The organism is Thiothrix litoralis (assembly GCF_017901135.1).
GTDB lineage: Bacteria > Pseudomonadota > Gammaproteobacteria > Thiotrichales > Thiotrichaceae > Thiothrix > Thiothrix litoralis.
This window is the reverse complement of record NZ_CP072801.1, coordinates 2,952,435-2,973,257: the sequence shown is the minus strand read 5'-3', so window position 1 is coordinate 2,973,257 and position 20,823 is coordinate 2,952,435. Positions and strand designations below refer to the sequence as shown.

General features: G+C 54.0%; 20 protein-coding genes. 11 read left to right on the top strand and 9 right to left on the bottom strand.

Going from position 1 to position 20,823, the window contains the following annotated elements; genetic code table 11:
* Positions 1 to 603 carry a Holliday junction branch migration protein RuvA gene (ruvA, locus tag J9253_RS14360; protein WP_210221605.1) on the top strand — a complete coding sequence of 201 codons (603 nt, stop codon included), beginning with the start codon at positions 1 to 3 and terminating at the stop codon, positions 601 to 603.
* Positions 604 to 1,088: 485 nt separating this feature from the next.
* Here ruvA and mazG read toward each other — a convergent pair whose 3' ends face one another.
* On the bottom strand, positions 1,089 to 1,922 hold the full coding sequence (gene mazG, locus J9253_RS14355; RefSeq protein ID WP_210221604.1) for a nucleoside triphosphate pyrophosphohydrolase: 834 nt from the start codon (positions 1,920 to 1,922) through the stop codon (positions 1,089 to 1,091).
* A gap of 127 nt (positions 1,923 to 2,049) precedes the next feature.
* Between mazG and J9253_RS14350 the strand changes: the two genes are divergently transcribed.
* The 6 genes from J9253_RS14350 (at position 2,050) to J9253_RS14325 (ending at position 8,696) form a co-directional block, all read left to right on the top strand.
* Entirely contained in the window at positions 2,050 to 2,391 is a 342-nt protein-coding gene (locus tag J9253_RS14350) for a hypothetical protein (RefSeq protein WP_210221603.1), read from the top strand.
* 269 nt (positions 2,392 to 2,660) lie between these two features.
* Positions 2,661 to 3,269 carry an OmpA family protein gene (locus tag J9253_RS14345; RefSeq protein WP_210221602.1) on the top strand — a complete coding sequence of 203 codons (609 nt, stop codon included), beginning with the start codon at positions 2,661 to 2,663 and terminating at the stop codon, positions 3,267 to 3,269.
* Positions 3,270 to 3,485: 216 nt separating this feature from the next.
* Positions 3,486 to 4,616 (top strand): NAD(P) transhydrogenase subunit alpha, encoded by a 1,131-nt coding sequence (locus J9253_RS14340; RefSeq protein ID WP_210221601.1) that lies wholly within the window; start codon positions 3,486 to 3,488, stop codon positions 4,614 to 4,616.
* A complete protein-coding gene (locus J9253_RS14335; protein ID WP_228291392.1) occupies positions 4,616 to 4,903 on the top strand; it encodes an NAD(P) transhydrogenase subunit alpha in 288 nt (95 codons plus the stop codon). The genes J9253_RS14340 and J9253_RS14335 overlap by 1 nt, the downstream gene beginning before the upstream one ends.
* Before the next feature lie 3 nt (positions 4,904 to 4,906).
* Complete coding sequence (locus tag J9253_RS14330) at positions 4,907 to 6,283, top strand: NAD(P)(+) transhydrogenase (Re/Si-specific) subunit beta (RefSeq protein ID WP_210221600.1); 1,377 nt, start codon at positions 4,907 to 4,909, stop codon at positions 6,281 to 6,283.
* A gap of 370 nt (positions 6,284 to 6,653) precedes the next feature.
* Entirely contained in the window at positions 6,654 to 8,696 is a 2,043-nt protein-coding gene (locus J9253_RS14325) for a primosomal protein N' (protein ID WP_210221599.1), read from the top strand.
* Positions 8,697 to 8,728: 32 nt separating this feature from the next.
* On the opposite strand, the gene J9253_RS14320 is transcribed toward J9253_RS14325, so the two are convergent.
* Complete coding sequence (locus J9253_RS14320) at positions 8,729 to 9,619, bottom strand: dienelactone hydrolase family protein (RefSeq protein WP_210221598.1); 891 nt, start codon at positions 9,617 to 9,619, stop codon at positions 8,729 to 8,731.
* 229 nt (positions 9,620 to 9,848) lie between these two features.
* Between J9253_RS14320 and J9253_RS14315 the strand changes: the two genes are divergently transcribed.
* The 4 genes from J9253_RS14315 to J9253_RS14300 all read left to right on the top strand — a co-directional run bounded on the left by J9253_RS14315 (position 9,849) and on the right by J9253_RS14300 (position 12,684).
* Positions 9,849 to 10,535, top strand: a complete 687-nt coding sequence (locus tag J9253_RS14315) for an SPOR domain-containing protein (protein ID WP_210221597.1) — start codon at positions 9,849 to 9,851, stop codon at positions 10,533 to 10,535.
* 48 nt (positions 10,536 to 10,583) lie between these two features.
* A complete protein-coding gene (locus J9253_RS14310) occupies positions 10,584 to 11,294 on the top strand; it encodes a Bax inhibitor-1/YccA family protein (protein WP_210221596.1) in 711 nt (236 codons plus the stop codon).
* A 75-nt stretch (positions 11,295 to 11,369) separates the two neighbouring features.
* A complete protein-coding gene (locus tag J9253_RS14305) occupies positions 11,370 to 12,203 on the top strand; it encodes a symmetrical bis(5'-nucleosyl)-tetraphosphatase (RefSeq protein ID WP_210221595.1) in 834 nt (277 codons plus the stop codon).
* The gene (locus J9253_RS14300) at positions 12,196 to 12,684 is read left to right on the top strand and encodes a hypothetical protein (protein ID WP_210221594.1); all 489 of its coding nucleotides are present in this window, start codon (positions 12,196 to 12,198) and stop codon (positions 12,682 to 12,684) included. The genes J9253_RS14305 and J9253_RS14300 overlap by 8 nt, the downstream gene beginning before the upstream one ends.
* Here the strand turns inward: J9253_RS14300 and J9253_RS14295 are convergent.
* From J9253_RS14295 to J9253_RS14265, 7 genes are all read right to left on the bottom strand, one after another.
* On the bottom strand, positions 12,676 to 13,173 hold the full coding sequence (locus J9253_RS14295; RefSeq protein WP_210221593.1) for a chemotaxis protein CheW: 498 nt from the start codon (positions 13,171 to 13,173) through the stop codon (positions 12,676 to 12,678). The genes J9253_RS14300 and J9253_RS14295 overlap by 9 nt on opposite strands.
* Entirely contained in the window at positions 13,170 to 16,298 is a 3,129-nt protein-coding gene (locus J9253_RS14290) for a hybrid sensor histidine kinase/response regulator (RefSeq protein WP_210221592.1), read from the bottom strand. Before J9253_RS14290 ends, J9253_RS14295 begins: the two co-directional genes overlap by 4 nt.
* 65 nt (positions 16,299 to 16,363) lie before the next feature.
* Positions 16,364 to 18,190: a hypothetical protein gene (locus tag J9253_RS14285; RefSeq protein ID WP_210221591.1), complete on the bottom strand. Its 1,827-nt coding sequence runs from the start codon at positions 18,188 to 18,190 to the stop codon at positions 16,364 to 16,366.
* Positions 18,191 to 18,203: 13 nt separating this feature from the next.
* Positions 18,204 to 19,343: a methyl-accepting chemotaxis protein gene (locus J9253_RS14280; RefSeq protein WP_210221590.1), complete on the bottom strand. Its 1,140-nt coding sequence runs from the start codon at positions 19,341 to 19,343 to the stop codon at positions 18,204 to 18,206.
* Positions 19,343 to 19,870: a chemotaxis protein CheW gene (locus J9253_RS14275; protein ID WP_210221589.1), complete on the bottom strand. Its 528-nt coding sequence runs from the start codon at positions 19,868 to 19,870 to the stop codon at positions 19,343 to 19,345. Before J9253_RS14275 ends, J9253_RS14280 begins: the two co-directional genes overlap by 1 nt.
* Complete coding sequence (locus J9253_RS14270) at positions 19,863 to 20,249, bottom strand: response regulator (protein WP_210221588.1); 387 nt, start codon at positions 20,247 to 20,249, stop codon at positions 19,863 to 19,865. Before J9253_RS14270 ends, J9253_RS14275 begins: the two co-directional genes overlap by 8 nt.
* A gap of 12 nt (positions 20,250 to 20,261) precedes the next feature.
* Positions 20,262 to 20,756: a response regulator gene (locus J9253_RS14265; RefSeq protein WP_210221587.1), complete on the bottom strand. Its 495-nt coding sequence runs from the start codon at positions 20,754 to 20,756 to the stop codon at positions 20,262 to 20,264.
* Positions 20,757 to 20,823 lie beyond the last annotated feature (67 nt).

Sequence of the window (20,823 nt, the reverse complement as noted above, 5' to 3'; positions counted from 1 at the left end):
ATGATTGGCTTATTACGCGGTAAATTACTGATCAAACAACCCCCGGATTTGATGCTGGATGTCAACGGCGTCGGTTACGAAGTGCAGGCGTCGATGACAACGTTTTACGATTTGCCAGAATTGCACGCGGAAGTCACCCTCTATACCCATTTCGTGGTGCGTGAAGATGCGCAATTGTTGTATGGCTTCAGTTCCCAAACCGAGCGCGAACTGTTTCGCCACTTGCTGAAAGTGAATGGCGTTGGCCCCAAAATGGCACTGGCGATTGTGTCGGGGATGAATCCCATCGAGTTCAATCAAGTCATTCACGCGGCGGACATTGCCCGTTTAAGCCGCATTCCCGGTGTCGGCAAAAAAACGGCGGAGCGCTTGATCATCGAATTACGTGACCGTTTGCCGAAGTCGGATGCCAGTGGCAGCAATGTTGATACTTCTATCGCTGTGCAAGCCCCCCGTGTTTCTGCCAGCGATGAGGCCGTGAATGCACTGCTGGCACTGGGTTATAAACCTGCGCAAGCCAGCCAGATGATTGCCGCTTACGAAGATCAGGGCTTGAGTGTGGAAGACATGATCCGCCAAGCGCTCCGCGCCAGCCTGAAATAACCCGCTCCTTACATCATATTGTCACCTGACACCCGGTGTGTCATGCCTAACAGTGTCAATCCTGTCACATTCTGACAGGATTGCAGCTTGCCAAGCCCTGCCGTCACTTCTGATAACTCTATTAAAATATCAATAAAATTAATAATATGGGTGCTTTTTGCCTGCATTGGCACGGGGGTTGCAGTAATTCTTGCACAGACTGAGACGGCGAAGACTAGAAGGTCTAGAAGGGACGACAACAATAATAAGAAAGGGTTAAGGAAAGCATTTACCAGCAAGCCCCAAGAGATAGCGAGTAGGCATAAACATGAATAACAATAAAACGCCTGACCATATCTCGACTCCTCTAACCCCTGCCGATAAGGCGGGGGCTTTTAACCGGGAGACTCGGTGTGTGAGAACAACAATAATAATAAGCTAATAATAATAATATTTGCCCGTGTTGACTGCCCCCGTTCGTCGGGGGCTTCGTTTTTTATCCGGTTTTAACTACCGTTCATCGCTTTCTCTTCTTGCTTGGCAATAGACCAAGCATTTTCCATCTGTTCCAGACTGGCTTGTTCCAGTGAAATACCCTCAGCCGCCAACAAAGCTTCTATTCGCAAGAAGCGCCGTTCAAACTTCTGGTTGGACAAACGCAGGGCATTTTCGGCATTCACCCCCAGCAAGCGTGCCATATTGGTAGCGCCCATCAGCACATCACCCACTTCTTCTTCAATACGCGCGGCAGATTCCTGCTGGGCAACGGCGTCGATGACTTCATTCAGCTCTTCGTGGATTTTGGGGATGACGTGTTGCCAATGATCCCAATCAAACCCGACTCTTGCTGCCCGTTGTTGTATTTTTTGGCTACGCCGTAAGGCTGGCATGGCTGCCGGAATGCCTGCGAAAAAACTTGCCGGGGCAGCGGGCGTGGCTTGGGTGTCGCGTTCAGCCTGTTTGAGGGTTTCCCATGCCTGTTTTTGCGCCTGTTCATCGGCATACACGGTATCGCCGAACACATGCGGATGCCGTCGGATCATCTTAGCAGCAATACCGGCCGCCACATCTTGAAAATCAAACAAGCCTTGTTCACTGGCAATTTGTGCCATAAACACAATCTGGAACAGCAAGTCGCCCAATTCATCGCACAGTGCGGGAGCATCTTGCCGATCGACGGCATCGGCTACCTCGTACACTTCCTCCAGTGTATGCGGCAAAATAGTTTGCCAGGTTTGCTTGATGTCCCATGGGCAACCCTGCTTGGGGTCACGCAAGCGCATCATAATATTGAGTAATTCTTGAATAGGTGGGTGACTTAATCCGTTTTTGCCTTGCATAGCATTTCCCTGTGGCGTATTGTGCGTTTGTCGTGCAATATACACAATTGTGGTATGAATGCTACGCTCAAACATAAAGCAAAATCCAATTTTACGAACTCAAAATCCAGACTTGAAGGAGATCACCATGACTCTGAAACAAATCGCAGGCATTAGCTTTGCCGCACTGATGATCACCGCTGCCGGTGTTCACGCTGAAGACATGAAAGTCGTCAAAAATGGCGATGGTGTCGTTGTTAAAAACAGCTTCGGCGAGTGTGTACAAGCGCAGTACGGTTTCGAGCCAGAAGGCTGTGGAGCAGCGCCCGTGCCAGTAGTTGCACCGGCTCCAGCGCCCGTGCCACGCGCTGCGCCACGCTATGTTGCGCCACGTGTTGTTGTACCGAAAGTAAAAGCCAAAGGCAATTACAAAGGCCCAGTCCAGATGGATCCGGCTGCCCGCTCCAGCATGAAGCGTTACCAGAAATAAACCCGTTCACGAGTCAAAGGGATTGATTCATGAGGGTTTGATAGGCCTCCTTGCCGCAGGGTAAGGGGGCTTTTCTTTTAAATATCCACAAAGATAATTCGCCTTAACTATAGGAACTTAACCTCAAAGTAACCTATAATCCTAGCCGTTGTTGTATATTTAAGACACTATAGTCGTAACTGCGCCTCTTGCCGACAGAATCAGTATTTCAGGAATGCGGTGGCGGGGTTCAACAATCCAAACTCAAAACCAGGCTTAAGGAGATCACAATGACTCTGAAGAAAATGACCAGTATCAGCATCGCTGCCATGATGGCAGCTACGATGGCTACCTCAGCGTATGCAGAAGACGGCAAATACGTCCAGAACGGCTCAGGCGAACCTGTCAAAAACAGCGTTGAAGGCACTTGCGTCCGCGCCCAGTATGGCAGTATGCCAGAAGGCTGTGAAGCGCCACCACCACCACCACCGCCACCACCACCGCCAGCACCGGCTCCAGCGCCTAGACCTGCACCGGCTCCAGCGCCTATTCAGCGAATGACGCTGAGTTCTGATGCCAACTTCGACTTCGACAAGGCAATTCTGAAACCGGCTGGCAAAGCTAATCTGAATCAGTTCTTGTCAAGTCTGGCAGGTGCAAAAGTTTCAGGTATCAGCGTTGTGGGTCACACCGACAGCATCGGTTCTGACGCTTATAACCAAACACTGTCTGAGAAGCGTGCAGTTGCAGTTGCTGACTATCTGGTGGGTAAAGGCGTTCCGGCTGCGGCTATCAAGGCTTCCGGCAAAGGCGAATCCCAGCCAGTTGCAGACAACGGCACCAAAGCAGGCCGTGCAGCTAACCGCCGCACTGAAGTAACCGCTAGCGGTACTCGCTAAGTTGGCCTGATCATCGGGTATCCTTTATGGGTAGTTTGATGGAATTAAGAGGAAAGCCGGGTTCGCCCGGCTTTTCTTTTGGAAGTATCCGCCTTGGAATATTTCATTCATTGTTAATATTCGGCTAGTATGACTCCCCTTGTATGATTCGGATCGCGCTAACCTCCGGCTGATACACCTTCATTTTTTACCATAATCCTTCTGGAGACAGAGAATATGTCAATCAAAGTGGCTGTGCCCAAGGAAATGGCCGAAGGCGAACGCCGGGTTGCCATGGAATCCAGCGTTATTGCCAAACTCGGCAAACTGGGCGCTGAAGTCCTGCTGGAAACCGGGGCAGGCAGTGCCGCACACCTTCCTGATAGTGCGTTTAATGGCGCAAGTATTGTGGCCTCTGCCGCCGAACTTTACCAACAAGCCGACATTGTACTGAAGGTACAAGCCCCTTCACTGGCTGAAATTGAGCAGTTGAAAGAGGGGAGTGTGTTGATCGGCAGCTTGCAGCCTTACCAGCACCCAGAACGCATTGCAGCGCTCAAAGCCAAAAACATCACCAGCTTTGCAATGGAACTGATCCCGCGTATTTCCCGCGCCCAGTCGATGGATGTGCTGTCTTCACAGGCGGCGATTGCCGGTTACAAAGCGGCTATTATGGGCGCTGACCTTGCGCCGCGCTTTTTCCCGATGCTGACCACGGCGGCAGGCACGATTCGCCCCTCCAAAGTCATTATCATTGGCGTTGGGGTCGCAGGCTTGCAGGCCATTGCGACTGCCCGGCGTTTGGGTGCGGTGGTGGAAGCCTATGATGTGCGTTCCGCGACCAAAGAACAGGTGCAATCCCTCGGTGCCAAATTCATTGAACTCGGTATTACGGCAGAAGGTGCAGGTGGTTACGCCCGTGAACTGACGGATGCAGAAAAGCAGCAGCAGCAAGCCGAGCTGGCGAAACACATTGCCACGGCGGATGTGCTGATTACCACCGCTGCGGTTCCCGGTCGGCCTTCACCCAAAATCATTCCTGAAACCACCGTGGATGGGATGAAATCCGGCGCGGTCATTATCGACCTCGCCGCAGAAGGCGGCGGCAACTGCACCCTGACACAACCGGGTAAAACCATTGTGCACAACGGTGTAATCATTCACGCGCCATTGAATGTACCTAGCCAAGTGGCGGTACATGCGTCCGAAATGTACGCCAAGAACCTGCTCAACTTCCTGACCCCCATGCTCAAAGACGGCGCGTATGCCCCGGATTTTAGTGATGAAGTGATTGCAGGTGCGTTACTCACACACGAAGGCAAGATCATGAACGAATCCATTCGCCAACTGGTTGAAGGAGCTGAATAATGGACGGTTTTATTGCAATCTACATCTTCATTCTCGCCGGTTTTGTCGGCTATGAAGTGATTTCCAAAGTGCCGGTTATCCTGCACACCCCACTGATGTCAGGCTCCAACTTCGTTCACGGTATCGTGCTGGTCGGTGCGATGGTCGTGCTGGGTCAGGCGGAAGGTGTCATGGAACAACTGGTCGGTTTCATCGCCGTCGTGTTGGCCGCCGGTAACGCCGTCGGCGGCTATGTCGTGACCGAGCGGATGCTGGAAATGTTCAAAAGCAGCAAGGGGGGCAAGTAAGCCATGAACCTTTTTGTTGAGATTTTCTATCTGGCAGCCGCAGTGCTGTTCATCCTTGGCCTCAAGCAAATGGCCTCGCCGGTCACGGCGCGGCGCGGTATTGTCTGGGCAGGTATCGGTATGGTGCTGGCAACAGCGATTACCTTTGTACACCCGCACGTCAACAGCAATTACTTGTTGATTGTCATCGGGATTGCGCTCGGTGGTGGCATTGCTTGGAAAACGGGCAAAGAAGTGGCGATGACCGACATGCCGCAAATGATTGCGCTCTACAACGGTATGGGCGGCGGCGCGGCAGCAGCGATTGCGGCGGTGGAACTGATTAAGCAACACGAGATGGATCCTACCGTGCAATTGCTGGCGGTGTTTGGTGCGCTGATTGGCACGATAGCCTTCTCTGGCTCACTGATTGCCTTTGGCAAACTGCAAGGCATCAAGCAATTGCGTGGCGCTTTCCGCTTTAAGAATCAGCAGCGTATCAATGCGGGTCTGTTTATCGTGGTTGCGTGGATGGGTTTAGGCATTGCCACTAGTGGTACGGATTACGGCATGGTTGTGCTGTTCCTGTTCTTTGCACTGGCACTGGTATTCGGGGTGATGATGACCCTGCCGATTGGTGGCGCGGATATGCCGGTGGTGATTTCCCTCTACAACGCCTTCACGGGTCTCGCGGTAGGTCTGGAAGGTTATGTGCTGGATAACCCGGCGATGATGATTGCCGGTATCGTGGTCGGCTCGGCGGGTACGCTGTTGACGCAGTTGATGGCCAAGGCAATGAATCGCCCAATCACCAACGTACTGTTCAGTAACTTCGGCGAAACCAGCGGTGAAGCGCAGGAAGTTACCGGTTCAATGAAAGCGATCGAAGCGCCTGACGCTGCCATCATGATGGCGTTTGCAGAAAAGGTCATTATCATCCCCGGTTACGGCATGGCCGTTGCGCAAGCCCAGCACAAGATCTGGGAAATGACCAAGCAGTTGCAGGAACGCGGCGTGACCGTCAAATTCGCGATTCATCCGGTTGCCGGGCGGATGCCGGGGCACATGAACGTGTTGCTGGCGGAAGCAGGCGTGCCGTATGACATTATCTACGACCTTGACGAGATCAATGAAGAGTTCCGCACGGCGGATGTAGCACTGGTGATTGGTGCTAACGACGTGGTGAACCCAGTGGCGCGTATTGACCCCAGCAGCCCCATTTACGGGATGCCCATCTTGAACGCGGATTACGCCAAGAACGTGATTGTGGTCAAGCGTGGTCAGGGTGCAGGTTTCTCCGGGATCGAGAACCACTTGTTCTTCGCTGACAACTGCCGGATGCTGTACGGTGATGGTCAAGCAGTTGCTAACGAATTGATCACAAATATGAAGGAACTCTGATCGTCAAGTCTTGACAATCGTAAAAAAAGCCCGGTTTGTCCGGGCTTTTTTACGAGTTGTCCACATCGTCACCTTACTTTCATATTACGCTTGTGGCTGTCAAGAAAAACTATTAGAAATTATTCAAGTCATTGATTTTAAAAAAATAAAATGATATGATTATTTTTTACGCAATGTGTATAAGTGCTTAAAAGGCAAGGCTTAGGGAGTGTAGTTAACCGTTCATCCACAGAGTTATCCACAGGTTCTGTGTATAACCGCAATTTCTGCTTACATAGCAAGGAGTTGTTAAGGGAAGAGCAAGTTTCAGCCAACTTCCATCCTTAAAACGCACACATCCTGCGACGCTAATTCCGCTAAACTGGCAGGCATGACTCAAGACCACTCCCGTTACATCCTCCACGTTGCTGTGCCGCGCCCGCTGCGCACCTTGCTCAGTTATACCTGTGCTGATGAGTCAGCACCTAAACCGGGAAGCCGCGTGCTTATACCACTGGGAAAGCAACACGCGGTTGGCCTGGTGATCCGCGTCGAAACTGCTCCGCCGGAAGATGCCGACAGTCGCTTCACCCTGAAGCCGGTGGAAGCCATCCTCGACACCACGCCCTTGCCGGATGCGCACCTGTTGGAACTACTGCAATGGGGGGCACGCTATTATCACCACCCGGTCGGTGAAGTGATTTTTTCCGCTCTGCCGGTCGCCTTGCGCAAACCCAAACCATTGTCCAGCCGCCTGCAAAAACTGTTGGGTCGTTATGAAGCACCCAGCCTCGCGCCTGTTGAGCGTAATCACCTGCAACTCACGGATGAACAGCAGCAGTGCCTGCACAGCATCGAACAATGGAACCTGCAAGCGCCACTCCGCCCCATTTTGTTGCATGGTATTACCGGCAGTGGCAAAACCGAAATCTACTTGCGCCTGATTGCCCCGCTGTTCGCTGCTGGTAAGCAAGTGCTGGTGATTGTGCCCGAAATCGGCCTGACCCCGCAGTTGCTGCTACGCTTTGCGCATTTTTTCGGTGATACGCCGATGGCTTGCCTGCATTCTGCCCTGAGTGATGGGGAACGCATGAAAGCATGGTTGCAAGCCCGCAGCGGTGAAGCCCGTATTATTATTGGAACCCGTTCCGCGATTTTCACGCCCGCACCCAACCTTGCGCTGATCGTGATTGATGAGGAGCACGATGCTTCCCTCAAACAGCAGGAAGGCTTCCGCTACCATGCCCGCGATCTCGCCATCAAACGGGCGCAGATGCTCAATATTCCCATTATCATGGGTACGGCTACCCCGTCGCTGGAATCGCTCTACAATGCGGATACGGCACGTTTTCACTACGTGCGTCTCAACCAGCGCCCGGGTACGACCCGTAAACCCGATTTGCAAATTCAGGATACCCGCCCGTTTGAATTACAGGCAGGTTTGACGCCGCATAGCCTGCAAGCCATCCGCACCACCTTGGCGCGTGGTGAACAAGTCATGGTCTTTCTCAACCGGCGCGGCTTTGCCCCGGCCTTGTATTGCCCCTCCTGCGGTTGGCAGGCCAGTTGTCAGCATTGCAGCGTCAAGATGACTTGGCACGCCCGCCGTAACAAACTGGTTTGCCACCATTGCGGGGCAGAACAGGCCACGCCCTTACGTTGCCCGCAGTGCCAGAACCCTCAGCTCACCACGCAAGGGCAAGGTACGGAACGGCTGGAGCTCGCGCTGCAAACCCACTTTCCCGCAGCGGTGGTGGTGCGGATCGACCGCGACAGCACCAGCCGCAAGGGTGAACTCGAAGCCAAGCTCGCCACGGTACGCAGCAACGACCCGCTGATTCTGGTCGGTACGCAAATGCTCGCCAAAGGCCACGACTTCCCCAACCTGACGTTAGTCATTATTCTCGACATCGACCAGTCGCTACTTAGTACCGATTACCGGGCGCTGGAACGGCTGGGGCAATTGCTGATACAAGTGGCGGGGCGTGCCGGGCGTGCTGACAAGGCGGGCAAGGTTATCCTGCAAACCAGCCAGCCCGACCACCCGATGCTGCATCAACTGGTGGGGCATGGTTACACCCCTTTCGCTCGGCAATTGCTGGAAGACCGTAAACGCTGGCATTTTCCACCGTTCGGCTATCAGGCGCTGATCCGTGCCAGCAGCACTGCGAGCATGGAAAAAGCCCTGCAATTTCTGGAACAGATCAGCCAACTACTGATCGTTACTGACGGTGCAGATATTCAGCGGCTAGGGCCTATTCCTGCGTTACTGGAAAAACGCGCCAACCGCTACCGCGCCCAATTATTGCTCGGAAGCCAACACCGCGCCGCGCTCCATGCTGCCTTGCTGCAACTGCTGAATCCCTCAGTAAAGCTGCCGGGGCGCTCGGGAATACGTTGGTCTGTTGATGTAGACCCAATTGACTTCAGCTAGATGTCACGGAACATCAAAAGGGCAGGCCGTACCTACGCCTGCAAATGCTTGCCGAAAAACGCTACCGTCCGCGACCAGGCCAGTTCCGCTGCTTCCTTGTTATAGCGTGCGGTTGAATCATTGTGGAAGCCGTGATTCACGCCGGGGTACACAAACGCCTGATAATCTACCTTGCTGGCTTTCAGCGCCGCTTCGTATTCTGGCCAAGTCGCGTTAACCCGTTCATCCAGCTCACCAAACTGTAGCATCAGTGGAGCCTTGATGTTCTCGATACCGCTTTTGGGCGGCGTGCCGTAAAACGGGACACCCGCATTCACCACTTCCGGCAAACTGGCTGCCAGCATATTGGTGATATAACCACCGAAGCAGAAACCCACTACGCCCAGCTTGCCGTTGCTCGACTCATGCGTTTTCAGGAATCCGGCGGCGGCGATGAAATCCGCTTCGATTTTGGCCGGGTCGAGCGACTTTTGCATCTCGCGTCCGGCATCGTCATTGCCGGGGTAGCCGCCGAGGGAATACAGCGCATCCGGCGCAAAGGCTACGTAACCCAGCTTGGCTAGCCGCCGCGCCACGTCTTCGATATAAGGGTTGAGGCCACGGTTTTCATGCACCACCAAAACTACTGGCGCTTTACCCTCCAGCAGTTTGGGTGTCACCAGATAGCCACGTCCCTTGCCATAGCCTTTGGGGGAGGCGAATTCCACGTAACTGGCCTTGATGGTTTCATCGTTAAAGGAAACCTGTTCCGCCAGCGCATAATTCGGCAACAGGGCACTGCTGATGGTGCCGATAGTCAGCCCGGTAATCGCCAAGCTACCCAAGCGTGCCAAAAAGGTGCGCCGGTCGATGCCACCGTGGGCGTATTCGTCATACCAGTCGAATGCTTCTTGGGGGATCTGTATTTGGGTTTGTTTATCCATAACTCATCTCCTGATGTGTGGGGTTTCTGTTTGATAGCCCAGTTTCGCCCGTTTGTATAGTATCCCCGTGCGATGAATTGTTTTCCAGGGCAAGCTCTACAATTAATCCCATTGACGTTGAACCGATTGACTTCAGTTAGATTTCACTTTAAAACATGACGCATAAGTGATTCATTCCTTGAGTTTTCGCTATAATGATTGTTACACCCTAAATATCGAGGCTACCACTATGACCAAAGATTTCAAAAAACAATCAACCGCCGATAGTGCCTTTGGGCAATACGGTTTGGGTTGGATGGTGGGTGGTGTTGCCATCGGGTTGCTGATTGGCGCGGGTATGTATGCACTTGCCAATAAAGGCAATGCCCCTGATGCGAGCGCGACCACCCAAGCCAGTCTCAGTACGTCCGAAGCTGCCACTGCCGATATGGATACCGTCTTGGTGGGCAACAATGCAGCGATTTCTTTGCAGGATAGTCCCCCAGCTGGCAACGAACCTTTGGAAGAATCGCCCGGTTTCAGTTACCACGCGGTATTGCCACAACTGGAAGTCGATGTGCCGCTGGCTCCGCAGGTTGAACAAGCACCTGCTACCAAAACGAGCAAAGCTACTGATAAAAAGCTGGAAGTCACTGCCGCTCAGGATAAGGTGTCTGACAAAAAAGCCGCTGCATCCGTCATGCCTACCGGCTTTAATGGTTACCAGATTGGCTCTTATAAAACCCCGGATCAGGCTGCCAATATGCAAGGTCGTCTGAAGAAAAAAGGCCTCAGCAGCCGGGTAGAACAGGCCAGCGTGCAAGGCGCAACGTGGTATCGGGTCAGGATCGGACCAGCCACCTCCTTGGAAATGTTGCAAAAGTGGCAACAAACCTTGTCTGGAATGGGAATTAGCCCGATGGCTGTGCGTATGTAATGATTATTACCATTTCGTACATTCCAACCAAACAAGGGAGGCACACACATGGCCTATTTAGATAGTCATTCCGGGGTGCTGGCTGTTAATGCTAGCGAAACTGAACGCGCAGGTTTTATCCGCCGCACTTATTTGCATCTGGGCGGGGCTATCCTCGCTTTCATCGGGGTTGAAACAGCCCTGATTCAGTCCGGCATTGCCGAGTCTTTCGTCCACCTGCTGCAAGGTGGTATGTGGATGTGGCTGGTGGTGATGGGACTGTTCATGGTTACGTCATACGTCGCCAATAACTGGGCGCATTCTGCGATTTCCAAGGAAATGCAATACGCGGGTCTGGGGTTGTTTGTGGTGGCAGAAGCCATTGTGTTCATGCCGCTGATTTATATCGCGCTCAGCAAAGCGCCGGATATCCTGAGCCATGCGGCATTGCTGACCTTGGTATTGGTCGCAGGTATTACCTTTACCGCGTTCACCACTCGTAAGAACTTTTCGTTCTTGGGGCCAGTGCTTAATATCGGTGGCCTGATTGCACTGGGCGTGATTGCTGCCAGCATCCTGTTTGGCTTTACGCTGGGTCTGGTGTTTTCCGGCATCATGATTGTGTTTGCGGCAGCTTCCGTGCTGTATAGCACCTCCAATATTATCCATGAATACAATACTGACCAGCATGTTGCCGCGTCGCTGTCGCTGTTCTCCAGCGTTGGCCTGATGTTCTGGTATATTGTGCAATTTCTGATGAGCCTGACGGGTCAAGACTGATACTCACCCGCCGCTTTCTGTGCTTTGATTAAGGCGTCCTTCGGGACGCCTTATTACGTTGGGAGATTGGTTTGCATGGCTATTTACGCAATTGGCGATGTACAAGGCTGCTATGACCCTTTGATGCGCCTGCTGGATAAAATCCGTTTCGACCCGCGCCAGGACACCCTGTGGTTTGCGGGTGACCTGATTAACCGAGGGAAGCAGTCCCTTGAAACCTTGCGGTTCGTGCGTTCCCTGCGGGATGCAGCAGTCTGTGTGCTCGGTAATCACGACATCAGCTTGCTGGCAGCTTTCCACGGTTTGCGCAAGTCGCATAAAAGCCTGAAAACCCTCACCGAAGCCCACGATTACCCGGAATTAATCGCGTGGCTGACACTGCGCCCATTGCTACACGTCGATACCAGCCTAGGGTATGCCATGAGTCATGCTGGGATTCCCCCGCAGTGGAATTTGGCCACTGCGCAAGCCTGTGCCCATGAAGTTGAACAGCAATTGGGCAGTCCGACCCTGCCGCTGTGGCTGGCACACGTTTATGGCGACCAACCCGATCGCTGGAACCCCACCGCTGGTCTTTACGATCGCCACCGTTACATCCTCAACGCCTTCACACGGATGCGCTATTGCCGCGCTGACGGCAGTCTCGATTTCGACGAAAAAGGCAAGCCCAAGGAAAAAATTGCACAAATTTCTGACATATCCTCGGAACTTATTCCTTGGTTTGAATATCCAACAAAGCAATCTCTGGGGGTGACTGTATTGTTTGGTCATTGGTCTACCTTGGGATACTATAATGAGAATAATGTCATTGCGCTGGACACAGGCTGTGTATGGGGTGGTCAGCTCAGCGCTTTTAGAATAGACAAGAATCAACAATTAATCTGCATTCAATGTGATGACTATGGCTGACGAAAAGAAAGACACCGAACCCAGTAATTACACCGGAACCGTAAAAGTTAATATACGGGGGCGGGATTATTATGTGCATATTTCGGCACCAATGCCGATGATGTCCCTGGAAGATCTGCAAAAAGGGCTGGAGCGTAACCGCGCCATTATCAAGGCGAGTCAGGAAAAAATGCGCGACACGTTCATCATGGAAGCCTTTGAATACGCCGCCCCATGGCTGCTGAATTACGATAGCCCGACCCAAGACGCGCTTCAGGCACACCTCAATATTAACATGCTGATTCCCTTGATCAATCTCAAGGGCGGTAGTGCCAGCTTTGAAAAGCCTGAAACCTTTCCGGTCAAACAACGCCTCGAAATGATGCGTAACGTTGCCGAAAAAAGTGTGTTCATGGACCGTCTCATGACCCACAACACCATGAATGCGGCTGTCACCATGACCTTCGTGCTGGTGGTATTGCTGTCATTGGTACTAATCTGAGACTTCTGGCTCTTGTTGTTCTGCTGTTAATTGCAGCACTTCCGCCACCGCCGCTTCAATCGCAGGCAAGTCTGGAATAAAGCACAGCAAGTGGGAAGCACGCACCTGCCGGGCCACATAAGGGCAACGTTGTATATTGCCGCTGTGATCATCCCGCAAGGTATCCGGCAAAATTTCCAGCGTATTCAAGCCACCCTGTACCCGCAGGGCAATGAAGGGCAGACCGGGTAAAGCCGATACTGTATGCAAAATCAGGCATTTACCCTCGTCAGATTCCCCGGCATCTTCTTCCATGCACAGCGATTCCAGTGATACCACGGGGATTTGGCGGTTACGCCAATGCAACCAGCCTTCCACCCCCGGATGTTCAGAAGGCAATAATTCACCCCCTGTCACCAGCTCCGCCATCAGGTTTACGGGTAAAATCAGGCTGCCTTTATTGAGCCGCACAATCAGGCTTTTAATCGGTGGTTGTTGGCCTAGGTTCATGCTGGAAGATCCTCCCACTCGTGGGTATTGTTGGTTTCATGACCGCTGGCGAGTACTTCCTGCAAGGCATCCAGCAGCACTTCATTCTGGTAAGGCTTGCCAAGGAAGCCGGTGGCTCCCAATGCGCCTGCGTGTTCGCGGTGCTTCTGGGCAGTGCGTGAACTGATCATGATGATCGGCAGCTTGGCCCATTGCGGGTCACGGCGCAGGTGTCCCAGTAATTCAAAGCCATCCATGCGCGGCATTTCAATATCCAGCAGCACCACATCGGGCTGGAATTCGCTCATACGTTCCAGCGCTTCCATGCCATCTTTGGCGGTGAACACGGTGTAGTCGCGGGTACTAAGGAATTTTTCCGTCACCCGTCGTACCGTGATGGAATCATCCACCACCAATACCCGAGGCGGGCCAGCAGGCTCTTCTGGCTGTGCCGTGCTGGCTTCCGGGGCGGGCGGCAGCTTGTGGCGGGCAGCGGCCTGCCGTGCCAGCTCGGCCATATCCGGTACCAGGAACACGCTGCCATCGGGGGATACCGTCGCCGCCGAATACAGCCGACAGTTTTTGAACAGCGTGCCCAAGGGTTGCAAGACCACTTCGCGCCGCCCGCGAATGCTGTCGATGATCCACGCCACCGTTTGCCCCTGTAACTCGATGAAGACTACCGGGAAACGTTCTTCCGCCTCGAAGAGCATTTCGCCACGCGGCATCCCCAGCACTTCCGCCAGATGGTGCAGCGCGTAAGGCTGCCCGGCAAATTCCAGCAGGGCAGCATCCTCAGCCAGGGCTTCCTGAAGTTGCCGCCCAGCAATCCGTGCCAGACCTTGTACCCCGGTAATCGGCAAGGCGTAGGTTTGCCCTTGCACATCCACCAGCAACACCGGATTCACCACCAGCGTAAACGGCAAGTGCATGGCAAATTCCATCCCCTCATTTGGTTGGGAAGTGATTTGCAAACTGCCCCCCAAGGCTTTGAGTTCGGAATACACCACATCCATGCCGATACCGCGCCCGGCAATCTGGCTGATGCTGCTGGCGGTGGAAAAGCCGGGGCGTAGGATCAGGCGATCCAGCTCCGCTTCCGGCAATGCCTGTCCCTTGGTGATGATCCCCATTTCAAGGGCGCGTTCGTGCAAGCGGTCACGGTTCAAGCCGCGCCCGTCATCGCTGAAACGGATGACAATTTCCGCATCATCACGGCTGATGCTCAGGGTGATTTTGCCGGTCGGGGGCTTGTCTTGCTGGGCGCGTTCTTCCGGGGTTTCCAAACCATGCGAAATGGCATTGCGGATCAGGTGTTCCAACGGGGCAGTCATGTTCTGGAGCAGGTTGCGGTCAATCTCACATTCCTCGCCCTGAATGTCCAGCACCACTTGTTTGCCGAGTTCACTCGCGACCTGACGGGTCAAACGCCGCAGGCGCGGCACTAGCATGGTGACGGCCACCAGTCGGGTATCCAGCAAGTCTCGCTGAAGTTTGCGGGTGGAACGCATATCGGCCTGCAATAATTGTTCGCCTTTGCGCACCTGTGCCGCCAGATCAACTTCCAGGTTTACCAGGTCATTGAGGCTTTCCGCCAGTGAACGGGAAATGCGCTGGATTTCAGCGTACTGATCCATTTCCAGCGGGTCGAAACCATCGTTGCTGCTGACGGTTTGGAGTTTTTTGCTGCGTCCGTCATGGATGCGGGCTTCGCTCTCCACTTCCAGCGTGCGGATTTGTTGGCGTAAACGTGCCACGGTGCGCACCAGTTCATCCACATCCATGCCCATGCTGCTGAGGTGTTCGGACATGTGTACTTGTTGTACATTGAGTTCGACTACCCGGTCAATCAGGCCATCCATAAATTGGGCAGGCAGGCGGATGGTTTCGTGCGGGTTCGTATTGTTAGCTGCGACGGCTTCGCTGGCGTCAGCAACAGGGTTGGCGGTACGGGCCGCGCTGTCGAGCAGGGCAATGTCGGGCAAGCTGTCGGCCTGTTCCAGCAACATCCGTTCCAGCAAACTGCCGGATTCGCGGGGTAAGCTACGTGGCTGTCGTGCCCAGGTATCGGTTGGTGCTGGCGGTACGGCAACAGCTTCTGCCGCAGGTGCTGGTTCTGCCAGTGCTGCTGTTTGGGTTACCGGGTCTGGAGACTGGCTGAGTGCATCGGCCAGATCGTGCAAACGGTCAACCGCCCGTTGCAGGCGCTCAATGTCGGTATCGCTGACCCGCGCAACACCGTGCAAACCACATAGCAGGCTTTCGGCCTCGTGGCTGACATCGGCGAGTGCGGTCAGTTGCGCCATGCGTGCGCCGCCTTTCAGGGTGTGGAATTCGCGTTCTAGTTCGTGAATGGTTTCCTGTTCTTCCGGGGCATCCCGCAGATTTTGCAGGTTGCGGTCGAGTGCCTGAAGTTGTTCGGGTGCTTCTTCCCAGAACAATTGCCAGATTAGGCGTGAATCCGCTGCTTCTTCGGCGGCCTCTGCGGCGGGATCAACGGGTTCTGGCTCTGGTGCTGGTTCCGGTTCTGGCGTAGAGAAGTCCAGCATTTCCATCGGAGTCGGTTCTGGTTCCGGGGTTGGCTCTGGTTCTGGTTCCGGTTCTGGCGCAGAGAAGTCCAGCATTTCCAGCGGAGTCGATTCTGGTTCCGGGATTGGCTCTGGTTTCTGTTCCGGTTCTGGCGTAGAGACGTTCGGCCTTTCCTGTGGAGTAGGTGCTGGTGAAGAAAAGTCGAACATTTCCAGCGGAGCAGCTTCCGGCGGCAACAACACGGCTTCTGCCTCGGCAATCATGGCGGTAACACGGGTGTCTTTCTGCTGTGCATTTAGGAAAAAGGGTAAACGTTCCTGCAATTCCCCGATGGCTTTGCCTAATTGTGAGACTACCCGGTCATCGGCTTTGATCTGCCCACTGAGTAAATGGTTGGCGATGTCTTCGTGAATCCAGCCAAAATCCCCCAGTGCAAATGCACCCGCCATACGCCCGCTACCCTTCAGGGTATGGAATGCCCGGCGGATTTCCGCCAGCAGCGCACGGTCGGAACGCGCTTGTTGCCATTGTGGGTAAAGCGTTAGCAGATTTTGGGAAATTTCGGTAACTTCTTCGCTGAAAATCTCGAAGATTTCTTCCCCCAGCGCATCGCGCAAGCCAGAGGGTTGGGTAACGGCAGGGGCGGCAACCTCGGGTTCAGGTTCGGCTGCCGCGCTGGTTTCTAGACTGGGGTCAATGTTGGCTGGATCGGCATCCGCAAGCGTTGTAGTAACGTCGCTGGCGTGCTCTGGCGTGCTTTTTTTTTTGCTTCGACATTGGCTTCCAGCGCGTTCAGATCCATGTTTTCCAACAGGTTCAGGTCGCTGGAATGGTCGAGTTCGCGTAGCTTGGCAAAGCCGGTAGGCAACAACGTCAGGTAGTCTTCGTTATGCAACTGTGCAGATACAGACGCCTCAAACAAGGTCAGGACATCTGCAAATGTGGATAATTCTTCCGGTGAAGGTTCGCGCTTGTGTACCAGTAAATCATCGCGTACATAACGCAAAGCGGTATCCACCAACGGCAGCAGGTCGGTGGAATCAGCGACCGTCAAGGCTCCACTGATATTTTCTAGCGAGCTGACAACCTCTTCCAGACACACGAATGCCCAGCCTTCCTTGTAAAACGCCACCATGCGTGATTGCGCTTTGCTCAATTCGGTCAGGGTGGTGCGCAACAGGCTGCGTTCGCTGGAGGGGTCCTGATTGTCGCCATCAGCATCCTGGCTGAACAGGCTGTCGGTCAGGTCTTGCCCGGTTTCGGCATATTCTGCCAGCACTCTTTCCAGACGCACGTAGTGGGTGCTGATGTGTAACATCGCTTCCCGATCCTGCACCTCCCCCGTTGCCAGAAGGGCTTTGAGTTCTTCACCCAAGTTTGTCGTCAGTCCGGCAGCACGCCCGAGACCCAGCATCGCCAGTGTGCTGGCGAGACCGTTGGTGCGGTCAACCAGTTTGCCCAGTAATTCCGGTTGGCGTTCCTGATCTTGCATCGCATCGAGAATACCTTGCAGGCTGCGTAATTCTTCTGTGACTGAAGTCGCGACTGCCCGCCACATATCACGTCCCGGTGTGGTGTAGTAGTGGCGTAAGTCGTCAAGGGTCTCGCCTTGTGGCAAGTACAAATCAAGGTGATACGCAGCCTTGACCTGATCAGTAATCGGTGCACCGTTTTCGGCCAGACCCACGTAGTACAGCAGGTTTTTGATCAATTCATCCGGCAAGCCCTGATCGTAAGCGGTTTCACCCAGCTCTCCAAAGTGGCGGATTTCACGTTCCAGCCGCCCCATCAGCATCTTGACGGCGACACCGTGTTCCAGCCGCGCGTGTGCCAACGCATCTGCCAGCGCGGAGGCAATCCACCACAGGGAACGCAGCCGTCGCGACTGGTTGAGCTTGATCATATTATCGGTGACTTTGCCCGCCGCCTGTAACATGCGCTGCGGTTGCTCGTTGCGAAACCAGCCCAGCAAGGCTTTTTGCAGGAAAAAGCGCAGTTTGGTGCTCACCTGTTGCAAGCGCTCCAGCGGCAGTGCCACGTATTCATCTGTGCCGATCAGCTCATTACTGGCATGGGCGTCTTCGGGTAAAAAGACCAGATGTTCGGAGAGCAATTCCGCGTCACGGGCAGCCCGCAGGTTGTTCAGGGTCGGCAGCACGATCATGGGTAAATCGGCGTAACCATCCTGCAAATGTTTGAGGTATTCGGATAATTGCAGCAAACCTTCTGCCACCGCCTCTTGGGCGGCACGCAAGTTTTCCACCTTCCCTTGAATCAGGGCATCCAGCAAGCTGACAATTTCCCGGCTGAGCATACTGACACCACTGGCATCCAGCATCTCCAGTGTCCCGTTCAGTTGACGGCACGTCTCGCGGCTGACACTCAATTCACCCTTGTCAGCGGTTTCAATGTGGCGTCCAAAGGCTTGCCGTGCCTGCTCAATGGCCTGCTCGGTATCCTTGGCGATCCACCCGATCCGGCTAGCCAGACTTGATTTATCCGAAATCATATTGCACCTGTCGTTATTGTTTTTCTTCGGCTACATTGAAGTCCGCGATAGCACCGCGCAAATCAGCAGCCGTAGCATTCAGATCTGTTACCAGTTCTCTGGTTTCTTCACTGTAGCGGGCTGTTTGCTGGGTAATCTCCTGAATCGCGCTCATGGTGTTCACCACTTGCCCGGCCATATTGGCCTGCTTACCCGCCGCCTCGGAGATATTACCAATCAAACGTGCCAGACCTACGGTCACGTCTTCCACTTCATCCAGCGCGGCACCTGCCGATTCGGCATTCCGCGCCCCGTCTACCACCTTGGCGGTGGTTTCTTCCATCGAGGCCATCACTTCGCTGGTGTCCGCCTGCATGGTGCGGATCAGCACGTCAATCTTGCGTGAGGCTTCCGCTGCCTGTTGAGCCAATTGTTGCATTTCATCCGCCAAGCGCCGGAAGCCCTTGTTGGTATTGCCGTTGCCACTGCTGGCTTGGGTAGCACTGGTCTGAATCGAGGCATTCAGCGCCAGGATATTGGTTTGCTCGGCAATGTCATTCATCAAGCGCACAATGTCACCGACTTCCTGTGAACTTTCACCCAAACGCTTGAGACGCTTGGAGGTGGCTTGAATCTTTTCGCGGATAGCACCCATGTCGGCAATCGTCGCCCGCACGGTTTGTGCGCCCGCTTGGGAAATATCCAGTGATTTGCGGGCAACTTCCGCCGAACTGGAGGCATTGCGCGACACTTTCTGGATGGATTTGGTCATGGTGGCAATCGCAGAAGTCACCACCGCAATTTCCTTTGCCTGCTTCGAGGTGGAACCTGCTAGGCTGTTCACCCGCGTTTCGGCATCCTGCGCAAAACCTGTCAGGCGCTGTGATGTCATCCCCATGCGTACTACCAGGGCTTGCAAGGCATCCACTGCGTAGTTGACGGCATCAGCAATCGCGCCAGTCACGTCTTCCGTGACGGTGGCTCGCATGGTCAGGTCGCCATCTGCTAGCGAACTCATTTCATCCAGCAAGCGCAACACGGCCTGCTGTTGCTGGCGGGCATCCCCGGCGGTCTGGGTGTTGGTCTGACGTTTCATGTACAGTAGCAGCACGCCCATTCCCACCACGATCAGCAGCAATACACCGATGATAATTTGGTAAACCAGCACGCTCATCACCGTATCTCCCCGCTTTCCAGCGCAGTGATCAAGCGTGTGGCATCCAGTACCGCCACAGGTTGGTCATCCAGTAACAACCACTGGCGGGTATAGCGTAACCAGTCGCCCGTCAGTCGGGGTGGAGCCTCGCAGCTTGGCGTATCTGACCAGATATGCCGTACACCTTCAAAATTGCCCGCCTGTAAGCCAAACCATTCCCGCGTGCCGCGCACCACAAAAGCCCGCCCGGAGGTGGCTATCCGCCCATGACCCAATAACAATGCGGTCAGATCCACCAGCGTCACCAGTTGCGCCCGGCAATAAACCACACCATTGACCCAAGCAGGTACGCCGCGTGCGCTAGCGATACTGGTTGGTGTGACCACTTCTTCCACCTGATCACAGGGAATCAGGCAAGCTATGTCACCCACGTTTATCTGGAAGCCTGACCATTCTTGTAAGTCTTGGGCATGGTGTTGCTGGGAACGGCGCTTTTTTTCACGCAGTAAAGCCAACCCTGCCAATAGCTCATAAGGGCTAGCCATTATCCACCGCCTTAGGCAAGAACTGGGCAAGGGTTGTCAGCAATACCTTGGGGTCTACCGGCTTCACCAGATAGGCTTTTGCCCCTTGGCGAGTAGCCCAAAGCTGATCGGTTTCAGCCGATTTGGAACTACACACAATAATGGGGATGTGGGCGGTTTCCGGGGTGCGGGTGAGTTCGCGGGTTGCCTGAAAACCATTCAGTAACGGCATGACCACATCCATTAGGATAACGTCAGGCTGACGTGCCTTGGCGACCTGAATACCTTCCTGACCATTGCAGGCGACACTCACCTGATAGCCCTTTTTTTCCAGCAGCGCGGTAAAAATACGGGTTTCAGCCAAGGAGTCGTCAATGATCAGTACATGTGGCGCAGCCATGCTACATCCCCTTTAATCGTCAATCAGGTCAATGAAGGGGGTAGATTCAGCAGGAGTAGGCGCATCGAGCACATTGGCATCCACTGTTCCAGCTCTCTTTGGCAATTTCACGTGGGTGTAGATCGCAGTCAGCAGGTCTTCTTTGGTGAACGGCTTGGTGAGGTATTTGTCGGAACCTGCTAGCCGTCCGCGTGCCATGTCGAAAATGCTATCCTTGCTCGACAACAGGATGACGGGGGTGTCGCGGTATTGACGGTTGGCCTTGATCAGCGCACAGGTTTGATAACCATCCAAGCGCGGCATCATAATGTCCACGAAAATGACATCCGGCTTAAAGGAGGAAATTTTAGCGAGCGACTCAAAACCATCACCTGCCGTCACCACCCAGCAGCCTTGCTCACTCAGCAAAACCTCAGCGGTTCGCAGGATGGTCTTGCTGTCGTCCACTACCACGACTTTCAGGCCGGTCAGATCGCGTTCAAGCGTATTGTTCAGGTTATCAGGCATATTCACACTTTGACCTAGTTCGTTGTTTTTTTAATTATTACAGACTAACTGACTCACCTGACAAGCC

What these genes read in the sequence shown, in the direction of transcription:
- J9253_RS14280 (WP_210221590.1), bottom strand. Translation starts at nt 19,343, where the DNA reads ATGAGCGTGCTGGTTTACCAAATTATCATCGGTGTATTGCTGCTGATC.
- J9253_RS14335 (WP_228291392.1), top strand. Translation starts at nt 4,616, where the DNA reads ATGGACGGTTTTATTGCAATCTACATCTTCATTCTCGCCGGTTTTGTC.
- J9253_RS14305 (WP_210221595.1), top strand. Translation starts at nt 11,370, where the DNA reads ATGGCTATTTACGCAATTGGCGATGTACAAGGCTGCTATGACCCTTTG.
- J9253_RS14275 (WP_210221589.1), bottom strand. Translation starts at nt 19,870, where the DNA reads ATGGCTAGCCCTTATGAGCTATTGGCAGGGTTGGCTTTACTGCGTGAA.
- ruvA (WP_210221605.1), top strand. Translation starts at nt 1, where the DNA reads ATGATTGGCTTATTACGCGGTAAATTACTGATCAAACAACCCCCGGAT.
- J9253_RS14320 (WP_210221598.1), bottom strand. Translation starts at nt 9,619, where the DNA reads ATGGATAAACAAACCCAAATACAGATCCCCCAAGAAGCATTCGACTGG.
- J9253_RS14350 (WP_210221603.1), top strand. Translation starts at nt 2,050, where the DNA reads ATGACTCTGAAACAAATCGCAGGCATTAGCTTTGCCGCACTGATGATC.
- mazG (WP_210221604.1), bottom strand. Translation starts at nt 1,922, where the DNA reads ATGCAAGGCAAAAACGGATTAAGTCACCCACCTATTCAAGAATTACTC.
- J9253_RS14340 (WP_210221601.1), top strand. Translation starts at nt 3,486, where the DNA reads ATGTCAATCAAAGTGGCTGTGCCCAAGGAAATGGCCGAAGGCGAACGC.
- J9253_RS14345 (WP_210221602.1), top strand. Translation starts at nt 2,661, where the DNA reads ATGACTCTGAAGAAAATGACCAGTATCAGCATCGCTGCCATGATGGCA.
- J9253_RS14285 (WP_210221591.1), bottom strand. Translation starts at nt 18,190, where the DNA reads ATGATTTCGGATAAATCAAGTCTGGCTAGCCGGATCGGGTGGATCGCC.
- J9253_RS14265 (WP_210221587.1), bottom strand. Translation starts at nt 20,756, where the DNA reads ATGCCTGATAACCTGAACAATACGCTTGAACGCGATCTGACCGGCCTG.
- J9253_RS14315 (WP_210221597.1), top strand. Translation starts at nt 9,849, where the DNA reads ATGACCAAAGATTTCAAAAAACAATCAACCGCCGATAGTGCCTTTGGG.
- J9253_RS14295 (WP_210221593.1), bottom strand. Translation starts at nt 13,173, where the DNA reads ATGAACCTAGGCCAACAACCACCGATTAAAAGCCTGATTGTGCGGCTC.
- J9253_RS14310 (WP_210221596.1), top strand. Translation starts at nt 10,584, where the DNA reads ATGGCCTATTTAGATAGTCATTCCGGGGTGCTGGCTGTTAATGCTAGC.
- J9253_RS14300 (WP_210221594.1), top strand. Translation starts at nt 12,196, where the DNA reads ATGGCTGACGAAAAGAAAGACACCGAACCCAGTAATTACACCGGAACC.
- J9253_RS14325 (WP_210221599.1), top strand. Translation starts at nt 6,654, where the DNA reads ATGACTCAAGACCACTCCCGTTACATCCTCCACGTTGCTGTGCCGCGC.
- J9253_RS14330 (WP_210221600.1), top strand. Translation starts at nt 4,907, where the DNA reads ATGAACCTTTTTGTTGAGATTTTCTATCTGGCAGCCGCAGTGCTGTTC.
- J9253_RS14270 (WP_210221588.1), bottom strand. Translation starts at nt 20,249, where the DNA reads ATGGCTGCGCCACATGTACTGATCATTGACGACTCCTTGGCTGAAACC.